This is a genomic window from Gynurincola endophyticus (genome assembly GCF_003991195.1).
Classification (GTDB): Bacteria; Bacteroidota; Bacteroidia; order Chitinophagales; family Chitinophagaceae; genus Gynurincola; species Gynurincola endophyticus.
The window spans coordinates 564360-581264 of the sequence record NZ_RCWL01000001.1 but is presented as its reverse complement, the minus strand read 5'-3'; the positions used below and the strand labels follow the sequence as shown (position 1 = coordinate 581264).

At 37.3% G+C, this 16905-nt stretch carries 17 protein-coding genes; 6 read left to right on the top strand and 11 right to left on the bottom strand.

The window, feature by feature from the left end; all coding sequences use genetic code 11:
- Positions 1–46: 46 nt before the first annotated feature.
- The 3 genes from rsmI to D9O48_RS02455 all read right to left on the bottom strand — a co-directional run bounded on the left by rsmI (position 47) and on the right by D9O48_RS02455 (position 2925).
- Positions 47–718: a 16S rRNA (cytidine(1402)-2'-O)-methyltransferase gene (gene rsmI / locus D9O48_RS02465; protein WP_126970235.1), complete on the bottom strand. Its 672-nt coding sequence runs from the start codon at positions 716–718 to the stop codon at positions 47–49.
- A gap of 120 nt (positions 719–838) precedes the next feature.
- On the bottom strand, positions 839–1600 hold the full coding sequence (locus D9O48_RS02460) for a CDP-alcohol phosphatidyltransferase family protein (protein ID WP_233589156.1): 762 nt from the start codon (positions 1598–1600) through the stop codon (positions 839–841).
- A 47-nt stretch (positions 1601–1647) separates the two neighbouring features.
- Positions 1648–2925 carry an aminopeptidase P family protein gene (locus D9O48_RS02455; protein WP_126970233.1) on the bottom strand — a complete coding sequence of 426 codons (1278 nt, stop codon included), beginning with the start codon at positions 2923–2925 and terminating at the stop codon, positions 1648–1650.
- A 298-nt stretch (positions 2926–3223) separates the two neighbouring features.
- Here D9O48_RS02455 and pckA point away from each other — a divergent pair, with 298 nt between their 5' ends.
- Together pckA and D9O48_RS02445 are read left to right on the top strand one after the other, a co-directional pair.
- Positions 3224–4828, top strand: coding sequence for a phosphoenolpyruvate carboxykinase (ATP) (pckA, locus tag D9O48_RS02450; RefSeq protein ID WP_126970231.1), 1605 nt, complete (start codon positions 3224–3226; stop codon positions 4826–4828).
- Positions 4829–4935: 107 nt separating this feature from the next.
- A complete protein-coding gene (locus tag D9O48_RS02445) occupies positions 4936–5268 on the top strand; it encodes a hypothetical protein (protein ID WP_126970229.1) in 333 nt (110 codons plus the stop codon).
- 139 nt (positions 5269–5407) lie between these two features.
- Here the strand turns inward: D9O48_RS02445 and D9O48_RS02440 are convergent, their stop codons facing one another.
- The 6 genes from D9O48_RS02440 to trpS form a co-directional block, all read right to left on the bottom strand.
- Complete coding sequence (locus D9O48_RS02440; protein ID WP_126970227.1) at positions 5408–7684, bottom strand: hypothetical protein; 2277 nt, start codon at positions 7682–7684, stop codon at positions 5408–5410.
- The gene (locus tag D9O48_RS02435) at positions 7681–8856 is read right to left on the bottom strand and encodes a hypothetical protein (RefSeq protein ID WP_126970225.1); all 1176 of its coding nucleotides are present in this window, start codon (positions 8854–8856) and stop codon (positions 7681–7683) included. The genes D9O48_RS02440 and D9O48_RS02435 overlap by 4 nt, the downstream gene beginning before the upstream one ends.
- A gap of 259 nt (positions 8857–9115) precedes the next feature.
- Complete coding sequence (locus D9O48_RS02430; RefSeq protein ID WP_126970223.1) at positions 9116–9919, bottom strand: hypothetical protein; 804 nt, start codon at positions 9917–9919, stop codon at positions 9116–9118.
- A 172-nt stretch (positions 9920–10091) separates the two neighbouring features.
- Positions 10092–10490 carry a hypothetical protein gene (locus D9O48_RS02425; RefSeq protein ID WP_126970221.1) on the bottom strand — a complete coding sequence of 133 codons (399 nt, stop codon included), beginning with the start codon at positions 10488–10490 and terminating at the stop codon, positions 10092–10094.
- Between the two features lie 937 nt (positions 10491–11427).
- On the bottom strand, positions 11428–12063 hold the full coding sequence (locus tag D9O48_RS02420) for a deoxynucleoside kinase (protein WP_126970219.1): 636 nt from the start codon (positions 12061–12063) through the stop codon (positions 11428–11430).
- Positions 12064–12147: 84 nt separating this feature from the next.
- Positions 12148–13149 carry a tryptophan--tRNA ligase gene (gene trpS, locus D9O48_RS02415; protein ID WP_126970217.1) on the bottom strand — a complete coding sequence of 334 codons (1002 nt, stop codon included), beginning with the start codon at positions 13147–13149 and terminating at the stop codon, positions 12148–12150.
- A 109-nt stretch (positions 13150–13258) separates the two neighbouring features.
- Here trpS and gatC point away from each other — a divergent pair, with 109 nt between their 5' ends.
- Genes gatC through D9O48_RS02400 form a run of 3 tightly spaced genes read left to right on the top strand, consistent with a single transcriptional unit; the run spans position 13259 to position 14838 of the window.
- Positions 13259–13552: an Asp-tRNA(Asn)/Glu-tRNA(Gln) amidotransferase subunit GatC gene (gatC, locus tag D9O48_RS02410; RefSeq protein WP_126970215.1), complete on the top strand. Its 294-nt coding sequence runs from the start codon at positions 13259–13261 to the stop codon at positions 13550–13552.
- Positions 13553–13559: 7 nt separating this feature from the next.
- Positions 13560–14264, top strand: coding sequence for an ABC transporter ATP-binding protein (locus D9O48_RS02405; protein WP_126970213.1), 705 nt, complete (start codon positions 13560–13562; stop codon positions 14262–14264).
- A 10-nt stretch (positions 14265–14274) separates the two neighbouring features.
- The gene (locus D9O48_RS02400; RefSeq protein WP_126970211.1) at positions 14275–14838 is read left to right on the top strand and encodes a cob(I)yrinic acid a,c-diamide adenosyltransferase; all 564 of its coding nucleotides are present in this window, start codon (positions 14275–14277) and stop codon (positions 14836–14838) included.
- Between the two features lie 52 nt (positions 14839–14890).
- Here D9O48_RS02400 and D9O48_RS02395 read toward each other — a convergent pair whose 3' ends face one another.
- Positions 14891–15547: an ABC transporter ATP-binding protein gene (locus D9O48_RS02395; protein WP_126970209.1), complete on the bottom strand. Its 657-nt coding sequence runs from the start codon at positions 15545–15547 to the stop codon at positions 14891–14893.
- A gap of 211 nt (positions 15548–15758) precedes the next feature.
- Here D9O48_RS02395 and D9O48_RS02390 point away from each other — a divergent pair, with 211 nt between their 5' ends.
- Positions 15759–15980, top strand: a complete 222-nt coding sequence (locus tag D9O48_RS02390; protein ID WP_014221625.1) for a DUF2795 domain-containing protein — start codon at positions 15759–15761, stop codon at positions 15978–15980.
- Positions 15981–16071: 91 nt separating this feature from the next.
- On the opposite strand, the gene D9O48_RS02385 is transcribed toward D9O48_RS02390, so the two are convergent.
- Positions 16072–16884 carry an enoyl-ACP reductase FabI gene (locus tag D9O48_RS02385; protein WP_126970207.1) on the bottom strand — a complete coding sequence of 271 codons (813 nt, stop codon included), beginning with the start codon at positions 16882–16884 and terminating at the stop codon, positions 16072–16074.
- Positions 16885–16905 lie beyond the last annotated feature (21 nt).

Below are 16905 nucleotides of genomic sequence, written 5' to 3'. Positions count from 1 at the left end.
TTGATGTTCAAAAGGTACACCGTTATTCTTTAATAAAAACTTAAAATCATTTTTCAGTGCTCCCTTCTAATACAATTACGATTTCGCCTTTTACTTCTTTCGCCTCAAAATGAGCCACTAATTCTTCTAATGTTCCTCTTTTGTTTTCTTCAAACATTTTTGTTAATTCTCTGGAAACAGATGCTTTTCGTTCAGCACCGAAATATGTAACAAATTCTTTTAATGTTTTTACGAGGCGGTGGGGAGATTCATATAAGATAATAGTACGCTCTTCCGTTACCAGTTTCTTCAAAAGTGTTTGTCTGCCCTTTTTAAGCGGCAGAAACCCTTCAAAGCAAAACCGGTGGGCCGGAAGCGCACTGTTTACCAATGCCGGAACAAAAGCCGTTGCACCCGGTAAACACTCCACTTTTACGCCTGCCTGTACTGCTGCACGTACCAGTAAAAAACCGGGATCTGAGATACCGGGAGTACCTGCATCAGATACCAGCGCGATTTGTTTACCCTCCTGCAGTTGATTAACCAGATGGGTTACAATGGCATGTTCATTATGTTGATGAAAAGGCGATAATGGTTTTACAATCGATAAATGATTTAACAATTTCGATGTAGTACGGGTATCCTCCGCAAGAATTAAATCTACTGTTTGCAGTACTTCAATTGCCCGCAGCGTGATATCCTTCAAATTTCCGATGGGTGTGGGAACTAGATATAACATGCACAATATTATAGAACAGTAGCTGCTAAACACAGTTACTGCATTTTCCAATTTACCATTCAATCCGGTTTATAATGATCAGTTTGAGCTGAAACACTATACAACCCTATGTATAGGTGATTATCTTTTAGTTTTAAAACTCAAAGATAAGACGATATATAAAACAAAAACCACCGGAATGGCCAACCATTTCAATAAAATTGCTGCTACAATACCTGTTGCCAATAGAATAAACTTAGCAGCATTGTCTTTAAAACTAAAGTTCTTAAACTTTAATGCCATTAGTGGTAAAGTACTCACCATCAGATAACTCAGTAATACAATAAGGCTATACAAAACCCATTTATTCAAAATCAGCGGAGTTAGTCCGAAATAGTTATATAACAGAATGATTGGTAAAGAAGCCACTATCAGCCCTACAGCTGGAATCGGCACACCTTTGAAGCCTTCAGACTGCTGAGGATCAATGTTAAATCTAGCCAATCGATAAGCACCTGCACAAGGAATCAGTAACGCCGGCATCAGGTATAAAACGTAAGTATCCAAACCCGATTCTTCGCCGATAAAACTAATTCTCAGCAACTGATACATGATTAATCCCGGAGCTACGCCGAAACTAACAACATCTGCCAATGAATCAAGCTGGGCGCCTAAGGGGCTGGTTGCTTTGAATAACCGGGCTACAAATCCATCCAGAAAGTCAATGGCAGCAGCAATAAAAATACAGATACTACCCCACCAAATTTTCTCCGGTAATTGGGCAATCCATTGTCCTTCCTGCATAATCATGAAAGTTTCACCTGTTTGCAGTATACAAATGATCGCTAAACAGCCGAATACCAGGTTTAACAGAGTAAATAAGTTAGGGATCTGTTTAATCATATAAGTTCAGTTATGTTTTCTTAACTAAGATTCAATTGTTTTATTGTTTACCGGGCCATAAAGGCTTCTATTTCTTCAACGGTAATCGGAATTTCCTGCATCAGGTCGATATTGCCATCTGCCGTAATAAGAATATTGTTTTCAATGCGTATACCCATTTTTTCTTCTTCTATATAAATTCCCGGTTCAACTGTCAATAGCATTCCCGGTACCAGGGCAGCAGAGCGGTCGTTCAGATCATGTACATCGATACCCAGGTGATGCGAAATTCCATGGTATAAATATTTTCTGTAAGCCTGTGGATCCTTAGCCTGTTCAGCGGTTAATAAACCGATTTTCACAAAAATTTCCGTGGCCAGCTCGCCCATTCTCCGGGTATATTCATCTAATGTAATTCCGGGTTGCAACAGTTGTTTGGCTGCATTCAGCAAATACAGACAAGCATTGTAAACTTCTTTCTGACGTGCTGTAAATTTACCGTTTACAGGAATAGTTCGCGTAAGGTCGGCACAATATCCGCCATATCTGGCTCCAAAATCCATTAAAACCAGCTCTCCGTTTTCACAAACCTGATTATTCTTTATATAGTGTAAAATGCGGGCATTATCTCCGCTGGCAATTATACTCGAATAGGCCTCACCACTCGCTCTTCTTTTGAGAAAATTATAAACGATGGTGGCTTCTATTTCCCACTCACCAATTCCGGGTTTCATGGTTTTCATTACCTCCAGGAATGTTTCGTGCGTAATGGAAATGGCTTGTTGTACCACCTCTACTTCATGGGCATTTTTAATAGACCGTAATTTCTTCAAAATACCTGCACTTCTGCGATATTGATGCAAAGGGTATTTTTCCTTCAGCTGTTTTGCATAACGGTAATCACGGGTTTGTACTGTCAGCGCCGCTTTATCATTCTCATTGGAATTCAGATAAATGATTTCCGCATGATGAATCCAGGAAGGTAATAACCCTGGAAGAGTATCCAGCCAGACAATTGTATGAATTCCTGAAATTTCTTTCGCCTGTTCGATAGTGAGTCTTTTACCATCCCATTTTTCTTTTAACTCGTTCGGACGCACTAAAACCAGCACTTCTCTGTAAGCCGTATCCGGATGATGGGGCTGAAGAATCAACATGGTGTCTTCCTGTGCAATGCCCGTTAGCCAGAACAGATCACTATTTTGTTCAAACTTGTAAGAAGCATCCCCATTACTGGGCATTTCATCATTGCTGTTAAATATAGCCAGGCTTCTGGATTCCATTTCGCTTACGAATCTCTTACGATTCACCTGAAACAATGCCGCCGGTAAAAGTGAATATTTCATAATATATTTTATCCTTAATCCTGTAAAATTAAATAATTGATCTTGAATACATAAGATTCAGGCAAGCTACTTTACTTTTTGAGATCTTTAAAAATTTTGGCTTTTTTTTAATTTTTATAAATTCTATCCGGTTTTTCAACTTTCTATATTCTTTAAACCACGCAAACAAGCGTTAGTCGAGATAATATTTAAACAAACACAACTTTTTTTAAAAGATTTAAAAAATCAGCCCTTCTTATCAGATTGATTTTGAAATTTTTAACTCCTACTTTTGTTCTTATTACTAAATGAAGTTTGTATGTCAGTTACTACCATTGCTACACCATTTGAAAAATTAAACGAAATAGGTTTAAAGGTTTCTAACAAAGTTCATTACCAACGTGACCCGAAAGATTTAGCGGAAGACACTGTTCGCATGAAAGAAGGCGAATACAACGACACAGGGGCGTTAGTAATCAAAACTGGTGAGTTCACAGGAAGAAGTCCAAAGGATAAATTTACAGTGAAAGACGAAGTAACTGAGAATACTGTCCATTGGAACGACTTCAACATTGCATTAGACGAAAAACACTTTTTTATCATTCGTGATAAAATCGTGCATTACCTGAACGAATTGGATGAATTGTGGATCAGAGATGCTTATGCATGTGCAGATCCTGCTTATCGCATTAACATTCGCATTGTAAACGAAAAACCATGGATTAACTTATTCAGTTACAACATGTTCCTTCGTCCTACAGCAGAAGAACTGAAAAACTTCAATGCAGAATGGACCATCCTCTCTGCGCCGGGTTTACAGTTAGACCCTAAAGAGTGTGGCGTACGCCAGGGCAATGCTGCTGTGATCAGCTTTAAGCATAAAACAGTTTTAATTGCCGGAACAGGCTATACAGGAGAAACCAAAAAAGGTATTTTCACTGTATTGAATTACATCTTACCACAAGAGCAAAACGTATTATCCATGCACTGCTCTGCAAACATGGGTAAAGAAGGTGATACCGCTTTATTCTTCGGATTATCAGGAACCGGTAAAACAACGCTGAGTGCTGACCCTAACCGTAAATTAATCGGAGACGATGAACACGGCTGGACAAACACCGGAATCTTCAATTTTGAAGGCGGTTGTTATGCAAAAACCATCGACCTGAGCGAAGAAAAAGAACCTGAAATATTCAGAGCGATCCGTCCGGGAGCGCTGGTAGAAAATACTACTTTTATTCCTGGTACAAAAACGATCGATTTTTCATCAAAAGAGATTACTGAAAATACACGTGTTTCTTATCCGTTAGACTTTATCAGCAATGCGCTGGAGCCTTCTGTGGGCGGAATACCAAAGAATATTTTCTTCTTAACCTGCGACGCTTATGGTGTGTTACCGCCGATTTCGAAGTTAACCCCTGAGCAGGCGATGTATCAGTTTATTTCAGGATACACTGCAAAAGTTGCTGGTACAGAAGCGGGTGTTACTGAACCGAAATCAACTTTCAGTGCTTGTTTCGGAGCACCGTTTTTACCACTGCATCCCGGTAAATATGCCGAAATGTTAGGTAAAAAACTAAACGAAACCAAAGCTAATGTGTGGTTAATCAATACCGGCTGGACCGGTGGTGGCTACGGTGTTGGAAATCGTATGAAATTATCTTACACCCGTGCGATGATTACTGCAGCATTAGAAGGTAAACTAAACAATGCCGAATTTGTGGCAGATCCTATTTTTGGTGTATTGGTACCAACAGAATGTCCGAACGTACCAACTGAAATTTTAACACCAAGAAATACATGGGCAGATAAAAATGCTTATGACCAGGCGGCTAAAAATCTGGCAGCACAGTTTGTGACCAATTTTAAGAAGTATGAAAGTGGTGTTTCTGCCGATATCTTAGCGGCTGCACCCAAAATATAAAATACGTAACACATAAAGTGTTGCTTGCTTGTTTGTTACACCGACCTCATCAGTCGGTGTTTTTTTTGCTATTTATTGCTTAAATTTAATTAGTCAAACAAACAGCCATGAAACTCCTATTCACCCTTTTACTCAATGTGTGCATAGCCTATTCGTATGCACAGTCAGCCGACCAATGCGGTAAAGACAACAACCCGTTGTTAACCCAATCAGAGTCTATTTTTCTGAACCATTATTTTGCTGAAAAAGCCCATAATTTTGATTTCTCCGGTAAAAAATATTCTTTCTCACCGGTAATATCGGTACTACCACCGGAACAAAGTCAGCTTATTTTTCAAACATCAGACAATGGCAGGAGAATGATCAGAAAATTGCCACTGAGCTCATTATTTTTACACCGGAACAAAAGCAGGAAAGCGGTGGGTATGACGGCGTGCTGACTTATTGGTGTAAAACAGTTCCTTCAACAGCGCGGGTTTTAGAGCGGGTGAAAAAAGTGCAGGCAGGGACATACTTACCACACTTTTAGTTTGTTCGTTGACTTGTGCGAATGCGGCATGTGTGTGACTGCTGCATGGACTATAGTGTCTTTTGATGAATATATTTTGAAAACCTTGACATTATTGTATCTGAACAACCAATTGCCTTGTTCAAAACTTCTTGCAAATCTTCCTTTCTCATTTTAAGTCGTTTGATGCCAATTGCAAGCAAAAACTCTATTAAAGCTTCACCGTCAGCTGAGTTGTATTTATCAATGATGCTTAATAAAAATTCTTTCATTTGTAAACTCAGTTCGCTGTCGAGGTCATAGGCGAAATACTCTGTTTTACCACTCCTTAGCAGTGATGCTTGAATTATGCCGTCATTAAATCGGTGAAAGTTTCGAGGACTTAACATATTTCTTACATAGTTTGTCTGCTTAAGTGATGGATGCAAATTAATCTGCTTTTGTTCAAGATTCGAAATGATTGTCGAAATAGTAAAATAAACCTCAGACTGTGCTATTTCGTTCTCTTTATAATCAAACGATGTCCAAAATGCAAAATTCTTTCGTAACTTTAAATCTTCACCTTTAACAGTTTTTAAAAATACACCATCACTAAATCCCCTAAGTCTTTTGTTGTCAATAAGAATAGCAAGTCTTGCGTTTATATAATTATAAATCTCAGGCTCTTTGTCTTCGTCAATCGAACCTATGAATTCCTCTAAAAAGACTTTTTCAAGTTCCCAAGAAGTTTCGGTTTGCTGAATTGAACAATAAACTGTTTCAACTGCAACAAATGGACGTTCATCGCTTTTATCTTTGCCTTTCTTTAAATCATTAATAAGGTCAGTTGAGAATTTTTCATTTACAGGTCTGTAAATACCAACGAAGTAAACCAAATTCAACTTCTCCATTTTTCGCATTAAACGGCTTATTTGTAATAGTTTCTTACCTGTGGTTATGCAGGAAGCAACAATCACAACAGTCCCAGATGCTTCTTTGATTTTACTTGTAAAATTTGTATCAAGCTTAATTAACTCGGGTTTTATGCTTGATGGGATTTTAGTAAGAATATGTTTTGCTAGTTCTTCCGAACCAATGTCTGGGAGATGCAAAAGATATTTTGTATTTGCAGGTATGTATTTGTCAATGTGCCTGTTTAGTGCTTCATTAAATCTTTTAAACTTAGTTAAATTTTTTAGCAGATAAACAATGTCAAAATATACTTCATAGTTAATATCAGGGACATTGTCTTTGTAATAGACCTTTATAACGCCTTCATTTGGCAATCCACTTTTGTAGTGCTCTGCAAATATTCCAATACTTTTTGCGAAATATTCAGGCTTTATTGTTAGAAGATGCCTTTCAATTTTTGGCTGAACTGTAAGAAATACGTCACCCAGAATATTAATAGGTCGAGAATGGTTTAAACAAAGTGTGCAAACAGGATTATCTGAAGTATTATATGTTTTAAATTCTTCTTCGCCAAGTAGAAAGTACTTATCCTTAGTCAAGTTGCAAATTATATTAGCACCATGATTTAAGAATTTATCATTAGAACCTAAAAAATAAATTACCTGTATCTGTTCTTTTTCCGCTCTTTTTTCCTTTAATATTCTATCAATTATGTTACCCGATGTTGATGATGAAATTAAAATCAATGACTCGGGAGGGAAACTATCTTTACTTTTTTCAAATACATCATACGATTCAAAGCTATAAACAACGGGACAGTCAAAATCCTGTTTAAATCTTCTTCTCAGTTCAAAGACTGAATAGGGCAAAACATTTATTGATGAAGTGTCGCAGTAAATGATATTTCTGTCTTTTGTATGCTTCAAAAGTTGCACAGCAAGGAAGAATATTTCTGACTGATTTATCAGAACATTTCCCGTTCGGATAAACTTCGAACAGTGTTTATTACTTGGGAAAACAAAATGATGGTCGGGAGTTGATTCAACCAGACCTCCATTGTTTTTAAATATCACAGTTGAACCGCATCTTAGCAGGTGAGCGATAAACTTTGACTCGTTTTCTGGCTTATCCCCTTGAAACAAAGTAAAATTGCCTTCAGCATCATACTGATAAATCATTAAGCATTTGTCAAAGTAGTCTGCCGATTTACCCGGAACCCTTTGAAATGTTATGTCTCTACCTGATATGAAAAATTCCAAGGAAGTAACATCTAGGTATTCTGGAACAAGAACAACCAATTTATCGGTAATACTGTGTTCCTGAAAGAAGCTATTTAGTTCTTGAGCCAATGCATTCAGAGAACCTATTTTTGTTTGATGAACGAACAATACAGTCACTTTCAGATTTACCTTTGAAGAAATCACGTCCTCATATTGGTATATAAAATAGCTTCTCATGGCTGATTAAATTCTAAGGGATAAAAAATAGAAAGCACAGAGCCTTCAGCAGCTGGATATACAGTAAAATTATTAGTGCTGTTATTCTGAAAATCGTTCAACTGAATTTCGCTTGCATTATGATGATGGTGGTAGCGATTATTTTTCATGTCACGAAAAACATCTGCACGTCCAGTTTTTATTCTCACAAATCCCTTACCATCAAGCTTTTGAAGAACTCTATCAAGCCCTATCCCTTTAATTTCTCCTGTAAGTCCATCAGCAGATGTGTTATGTCGGTATAGACACTGTTTGATAATTTCCACTTCTTCGGATATATTCAAATTGTAGTCACTTATCTTTTTATATCGCTTCACAAAGCCAGGGCCACTATCTAAAATAGAAATTTCTAAAAGGTATAGTTCACCGAGATTATTAGGTGTAAAACCTGAATTAAAATAATCTACTAATCCTGAATAATCCTGAAACTGTTCAATGAATTTATTTATGGTTTTCTTGTGAAATTTTAACTGCATTGCCCTAATATTTGGATACAGAGTGTAGCCAAGTTCATTGGTTTTTGCATGTTCGTGTGTATTGGTAAAAAGCTCATGAATAATTGCTATAAAGTCATCATAGTGATTTTTTACACCAGTTCTAAATGCTACTTTGTTGAAGTCACCAACTTTTTTAAACCCATTGAAAAGGTTAAAGCCAAGTGTGGTTTCATTAACCAACTCTCTGAAATTCTTGTAAAGATGGCGTGAAAGTCCTCTGTTTGATTTGTCGTGGTCGAAGCAGTAAATAGGAACGGAAGTTCCTTTTAAGTCAAAAAAATCCATTCGATTGAAATATTCCTTACTCGAATTCTTTAATTCGCTTTTTATTTTTTCTCCTTTAGCATTTACAATTTCCTTCTCCCAAGCCAATACGATGGATGGATAAACAAACTCATTCCTATCTAAATATTCAATTGCTTCAGCTATAGTATTGACTGGAAGATGTAATTTCCCTGAACGATTATTCCTTACCCATGTAGCTAAAAACTGCAAGTAGGAGAATAGTAATCCAAAATCTAGTTTTTCAATCTTCTTTGGTAAATGCACATCAATCTCCGCTCCATTTGAAGCAGCAAGTTCAGAATACAAATTCTGGATTTTTGGTATTGATATGTTACCTGTTACTTTAATCATTTTTTGTCTTTTTAGCAGTTATCAGTTGGTAAGAAAACAGTTTTGCTGGAAGCAGAAGTTGTGGCTTGCAAAAGAGCTGTTTTGTGCGTTGAGTTGTCATTTTTTCTCTTTATTTTTTGCGTTCAGGTTCGTCATTTTACATTGATTGATAACAGTTTCGGAGCACAAAACTCTCAACCTGTACGGAACTCAAATAGAAGTACAAAGCTCCAAGTTTATACGTCACCCGTCTGATGAGAAACCCGAATTAGCCGATGTACTATTCCTCCACCATGAGACATGCTGAATCAAATAAATTACTAACATTTCCAAAGCGATGAATGTAAAATGTCTTATCCTTAGGATCAGTAAATGAAACATACGCAACAGGTTCAAGAACATTCGCTAAGTGCATTTTATTTTTCTTGAAGTAATTACTATAAATTTTTATATCTTGCCAACCACCCCACAATACAGGAATTAAGAAAAAGTTCTTGTCGCTCTTTTTACTTTCAATCTTATGCGCAAGTCGATGATTCAAGAATGTTTTAATTTTTTCCTCATCGTTTTCAACTTTATCACTGTTCAAATGAATATTTAAAACTTCCACTAAATATAATTTTCCGTTCTCCAGTTTTTTTATTCTATAATCAATACTTTTTCCACTAACCATTTTCGTTTCTACATATTCAAGTCGGTAATTTTTTGATTTGATAAGATTATTAATTACGGCTAGCTCACCAACATAATTCAAAAATTTTAGGTCAAAACTTGTTAGCAAATCACGAATATTCTTCTTAATAATTTTCTTTTCTTCCGAAGTAAGATTAATGGATAGTTCTTCCAAAAGTCGCTGGAAAAAACTTAACAATCGCATTGCCTGCAAGTTTTGTTTTTTAACTTCAATGATTATGTCATAAATTGTTGCCTCGATCATTAAAGTTGCACCGTTAGCTTTTACTGTGCGCTTTTTTAATTCGTCTGAGAATAATTTCTCAACGCGTCCCCAACCAAAGTCAGTATCGCCAACAATGTCATTAATTGCAGGCAAGTAGAATCGTATATTATCCTTAACTCTGTTCATTATAACTCGTTGGGTTTGCAGTTCTCATAAATGTCATCTAATTTCAGCAAAGCACATTTCCATATTTTTGAATCAAACTCATTTGTTTCTAGCTTTTTAATGTAATTACCTAAGGCATTTTCCAACGAACTCACAAACTTTACTGAATTTATCGTTCTGTTTTCCTTGTCTATCAAAGGTGAATGATCTTGCATAACTCTCCACGCATTTTTTGTTTCAGCTTGATGCAAAATTCAACAACGGATGTCAGAATAAAAATCAATGTCTTTGAATTCGGGAAAAAATTCCACTTCACTTTTAAAAAATTTTTGAACATTTTTCGGCCTTTACCTGTAGTATCTTTTACTCCCTGTTTGAATGATTCTAATATCTCTATAGTAAGGCATGAAACAGCCAATTTTAAGAATCCACTGTCAATCCCTTTCAAATGTTTAATATATCTATTATTAAATAGATGAAAAATAAGATTGATAATTTCCGTTTTAGAACTTTCATCTTTGTCATTCATCCATTTTCTTAATGCACCAACTTGCACAGTTTTCGTTAAAAAGTAATCATTAACATCTTTCATTTTAACTTTATTTTTATGGTCAGTTTGATGCTCCAATGTCACCCGAAGCATTATAGCTAATCCTTAAACATAAGCAATAACTCTTCAATATACAAGGCTATCAAGCACCTTTCTACTAACCCCAACAAATATTTGATTTTAATCAAATTGCTTTAATATTATAATATTTTATCGATTGCGCATGTACCATAACATATCAGCGTTAGCAGGCAATACAACATACGTGTTATAGAGTTAGTATTATTCCAGCTTTTATTTTAACGAAGGTTGGTACAAGGATGTCACACGTAAATGCTCACGGGTTGCAACCCATGAAAGAGGTATTGCAGATGAAAGCTTACAGCCCATCATCCCGGAGGGATGACATATTTATAACCCTAAACTATATACGGGAACGACTCTGAAGGGGTCGCATGTATATACCATGCAATCACTAGGTTTATGATAAACTACATTTGTTGAATACTACTATAAAACCCCTGCGGGTTGGTTCGACCCCGCTGGGGTCGGTCACGGTAGTTATTGCCGGGTAAGAGATATATGTCCCCTACGGGGACAAGGTGTATGACTAGTTATAACCAGAACGACTCTGAAGGGGTCGCATGTATATACCATGCAATCACTAGGTTTTCTGATAAACTACATTTGTTGAATACTACTACAAAACCCCTGCGGGTTGGTTCGACCCCGCTGGGGTCGGTCACTGTAGTTATTGCCGAGTAAGAGATATATGTCCCCTACGGGGACACCCAATGAAAATTATCTTTTTATTCATAAAATCACCTTAAAAAACGTTTTTGTTAAATAGAACTAAGCCGCTCTGCATCCCGGAGGGATGCCATATTTATAACCCGGACATATATAACCCGTACGACCCCAAAGGGGTCGCATGTATATATAAAAAAAATGGTTGGTGACACACCCCAACCACAAACAATTAAAACAGTCCGTATAACTCAGCATCGATCTTACTGATAATATCACCCAGATCTTCTGAATTTTCGGGAAAATGATTTTTATCGATATCAATTACTAATAAAGGGCCTTCTTTATAACTGTCTATCCATTTATTATAATAATCGTTCAGTCTTTTTAAATAATCAAGCCTGATATTCTCTTCATACTCTCTTCCTCTTTTTTGAATCTGAGCAACCAATGTAGGAACCGATCCTTTCAGATAAATTAAAAGATCCGGAGGCTGCACCATTGTTTTCAGCGTTTCAAAAAAAGTAAAATAGTTACTGAAGTCTCTTTTACTCATCAAACCCATTTCGTGCAGGTTGGGAGCAAAGATATGTGCATCTTCATAAATGGTACGATCCTGAATAACAGTTTCGGTACCTCTTCGGATATCCAGTAATTGATTTAAACGGGAGTTTAAAAAGTAGATCTGTAAATTAAAACTCCAGCGGGGCATATCCTCGTAGAAGTCGTTTAAGTATGGATTATGATCAACATCTTCAAATTGAGGAATCCAACGATAATGTTTACTGAGTAATTCAGTAAGCGTGGTTTTTCCTGCACCAATATTTCCTGCTATCGCAATATGTTTGGGTTTCTTAGCTTTAGACATTCCTGAAATTTCAAAAGAATTAAAGGTTCATATTTAAGAAAGTCAAGATATATTTTTTTTCTTAACCTACCTAGCGTTAACGGCTTAATAATAAATCAGCCCCATCGCCTTTCTAACTTCATCGAGTGTTTTACCAGCCGAAATACGGGCTTTTTCCGCTCCTGCTTCCATTACCTTTTTTAAATAAATATGATCATTCTGAATTGCCTCGGCTTTTTCACGAATCGGCGCTATAAACTTCGCCATATCTTCACCTAATTGTTTTTTCATATCGCCATAACGAATGGTACAATTATTAAAATCTTCTTCGTATTTCTGAATAACAGACGGTTCGCTTACCAGTTTCATCAGATTGAAGATATTCTCAATATAATCAGGCTTTTCGCTGTTAGGTTCAGTGGGTCCACCATCAGTTTTGGCTTTCATTACTTTTTTCCTGATCAGTTCATCAGTATCAGCCAGGTAAATGGTCGCATTCTGATTTTCGCTTTTACTCATTTTGCCGGTTCCGTCTAAACTGGGAACTTTTACGAGTTGATGACCAAAATTGAACGGATATGGTTCGGGGAAAACTTCGGCGTAACGTTTGTTAAAACGCTGAGCATAATTTCTGGCAATTTCCAGATGTTGCTCCTGGTCTTTACCCACCGGTACCAAAGCTGCGCGGTGCAATAAAATATCAGCAGCCATCAGAACAGGATAAGTTAATAATCCTGCATTTACATTATCGGGGTGCTGGCGTACTTTATCTTTGAAAGTAGGTGTTTTTTCCAACTCTCCTTTATACGCTAACATATTAAGATACAAGTAAAGTTCAGTAGTTTCTTTCACATGGCTCTGGCAATAAAGAGCAGCTTTTTCCGGATCTAACCCGCAGGCAATATTTTCAGCCAATACTCTTCTTACACTTTCTGCCAGTGTTTTGGTATCCGGATGCGTCGTCAGTGAATGCAGGTCAGCCACCATAAAATAACACTCATATTCCTCCTGCATTTTTACATAGTTACGCATAGCCCCGAAATAGTTCCCTAAATGCAGGAACCCCGTAGGACGGATGCCGCTCATTACAATTTGCTTCTTTTCCATATCGGATGCGAAGATAAGAATACTTCATTGTTAATGATAAATCAAAAGGTTTTTTTGGGTTTTAAAAAGTCTTATTAAAACTTTATATTGAAAGAGTTATTTTTGTTTTATGGAGATTAATGAACAATTAGTTGACCGTTTGGCAAATCTTTCTAAATTAGCTTTTAATGAAGCTGAAAAAGAAATTATTTTGAGCGATTTGAAACAAATGATCGGTTTCGTCGACAAATTAAATGAGCTGGATACCAGCGGTGTAACCCCTTTGATGCATATGACCGACGCTATTAATCAATGGCGAACAGATGAAGTTAAAGGATCAATTAATACCTCTGATGGCTTAAAACCGGCACCCGACGCGAATAACACGTATTTCAGAGTACCGAAAGTGATCAGTAAAAAATAAACATTTCATGAACAGCAAATCTATCATCCATCTAAGAAACATCCGTAAACAATACATTATGGGTAAGAATGTATTGGAAGTACTGAAAGGCATCGACTTAGATATCTTGAAAAATGAATATGTAGCTTTAATGGGTCCTTCCGGTTCCGGAAAATCAACCCTGATGAACATGCTCGGATGCCTCGATACACCTACTTCCGGAACGTATATTTTAAACGGACAGGATGTTAGTAAAATGCAAGACAATCAGTTAGCACGGATCAGAGGCCAGGAAATCGGTTTCGTTTTCCAGCAATTCAACCTTCTGCCCCGCTTAAATGCGCTCGAGAACGTGGCACTGCCTTTGGTATATGCAGGTATAAACGTTAAACAACGTACCGAAATGGCGATGGAAGTAATTGAAAAGGTAGGATTAGGATCTCGCTATCACCATAAGCCGAATGAGTTGTCGGGTGGACAATGTCAGCGTATTGCCATTGCCCGCGCACTTGTTAACAACCCTTCGTTGATATTAGCCGATGAGCCTACCGGTAACCTCGATACTAAAACCTCTATAGAGATCATGGAGATTTTTACCAAAATTCAGGAACAGGGCAATACAGTTGTACTGGTAACACACGAAGAAGATATTGCCAATTATGCTCACCGCGTCGTTCGTTTAAGAGATGGCGTAATCGAAAGCGACATCACCAAAAAATCATTAGTTCACTAAAACATTCCTTATGGCAGGAAAAATCTATACGAAAACAGGAGATAAAGGCAGCACTTCATTGATTGGAGGAACAAAAGTTCCTAAATCTCATTTGCGTATAGAAGCCTATGGAACCGTAGATGAACTCAATAGTTATATCGGGTTAGTGAAAGACCTGCTTCATGAGCAATATAAAGTAGCAAATCTGCTACAGGAAATTCAGGATCGATTGTTTACAGTCGGTTCTGCATTAGCCTGCGATCCGGAAAAAGAAGTAAAACTTAAAATTCCCGATTTATTTGAGAAGGATATCACCTTACTGGAAGAAGCAATTGATCAGATGAACGAAGAACTGGAACCCATGAAGTTTTTTATTCTTCCCGGCGGGCATCCTACCATTTCGCACATTCATATTGCCCGCTGTGTGAGCAGAAGGGCAGAAAGATGTGTAGTACGGCTGCATATGGAAGCGCATGAAATCGCTCCTATCGTTATACAATATTTAAACAGGCTGAGTGATTACCTTTTTGTATTAGCCCGCCATATGGGCCTTGTATTGGGCGTACAGGATATTCCGTGGAAACCCAGAACGTGAAAGAATTAAGAGTTAAGAATTCAGAATTCACCTAACTATTAACTATTAATTCTTAATTATCAAATCCTCCGTCTTTCATTCGCAATACCCGATCACTCATCTGAGCGAGGGCATCATTGTGCGTAACGATCAGGAAGGTTTGATGAAGTTCATTTCTTAATTCGAAGAATAACTGGTGTAACGACCCGGCATTGGCTACGTCCAGATTACCGGAAGGTTCATCAGCAAAAACGATAGAAGGTTGATTAATCAGCGCACGTGCAACTGCCACCCGTTGTTGTTCCCCACCCGACATTTGTCCGGGTTTATTATCTTTCCGATGAGCTACTCCTAAACGTTCTAATAGCATCAAAGCTCTCCCCTGCGTAGTTTTTCTGCTTTTATTAGCAATCCATGCCGGAACACAAACATTTTCGAGTGCCGTAAATTCCGGCAACAGATGATGGAACTGAAATACGAAACCGATGTGTTCATTTCTGAAAAGAGCCAGTGCTTTATCATTTGAAAAATCAATGGGCTGTCCATTAATCGATACAGCTCCTTCCTGAGGCTGATCGAGTGTACCTAAAATATGCAATAAAGTACTTTTTCCAGAACCGCTGGGACCAACAATACTCACAATTTCACCTTTTTGTATCTGAACATCAACACCTTTCAGCACTTTTGTGTCGCCATAATTTTTGTGAATATTTTTAGCTTCTAATATCATCGGAAAAAATATTTTGGTGTTAAATTAGTACAAACCAATGGTTTTTGAGATTTTTTTCTCATTTTTCCATCAGTTCTCAAAAACTAGATTTGGAAAATTCGTAAGTAAATTTACTTTTGCGAAAAATACAGGGTTTTCCAAGGCTTTGTAAAGAGAGTAAATCTATTCAGACTTATCTTAAATTAGATAACAAAATTTAAATCAGGCAAACATGTTTTGGACATTAGAACTTGCATCTTACCTTGAAGACGCTCCGTGGCCAGCCACCAAGGACGAATTGATCGACTATGCCATCCGTAGTGGAGCCCCTATTGAAGTAGTTGAAAACTTACAAGAGTTAGAAGACGAAGGCGAAATATATGAAGGCATTGAGGATATCTGGCCTGACTACCCTAGTCAAGATGACTTTTTCTTCAACGAAGATGAATACTAATTAAAATTATCAGAATAAAAAGCCCCCAACGAATGTTGGGGGCTTATTTATTTTCAGTAATTGCCGGTTCGTAGTAAAACGGGCGCATACATTATTTTTCCATTTGTTCCATTACTGCATGGGTTACGCCGGTTGAAGAGAAACCTCCGTCGTGGAATAGATTCTGCATGGTAACCATTTTGGTTAAATCACTGAATAATGAAACGATATAATTCGCACAATCATCAGCAGAAGCGTTTCCTAAAGGGCTCATTTTTTCTGCAAAGTTGATAAATCCGTCAAATCCTTTTACACCACTTCCTGCAGTTGTTCTTACCGGTGATTGAGAGACAGTATTCACACGTACTTTATTACGGGTAGCATAATGATATCCGAAGCTACGTGCTACACTTTCCAATAAAGCTTTTGCATCAGCCATTTCACTGTAATCAGGAAATACTCTCTGAGCAGCGATATAGCTTAATGCAACTACAGAGCCCCAGTCACTGATCGCATCCATTTCCCATGCTGTACGTAAAACCCTGTGCAGGGATACAGCAGAAATATCGTTGGTTTTTTGATTAAAACCATAATCTAATTCAGTATATGCTTTTCCTTTACGAACGTTCATTCCCATAGCTACAGAGTGTAAAATAAAATCAATTTTACCTCCGAAGTGGTCCATAGCTCCTTGTAAAAGATTCTTCAGATCATCCATATTCGTTACATCAGCAGGAATAATCGGAGCATTTACCGTTTCAGCCAGTTTATTGATTTCTCCCATACGCATGGCAACAGGAGCATTTGTTAAAACGATTTGTGCACCTTCTTCATGACAGCGTAATGCTGTTTTCCAGGCAATCGACTTTTCATCTAATGCACCAAAAATAATCCCCTTTTTTCCTTTTAGTAAATTATGCGACATATTGATTAGTTTTTATACGAA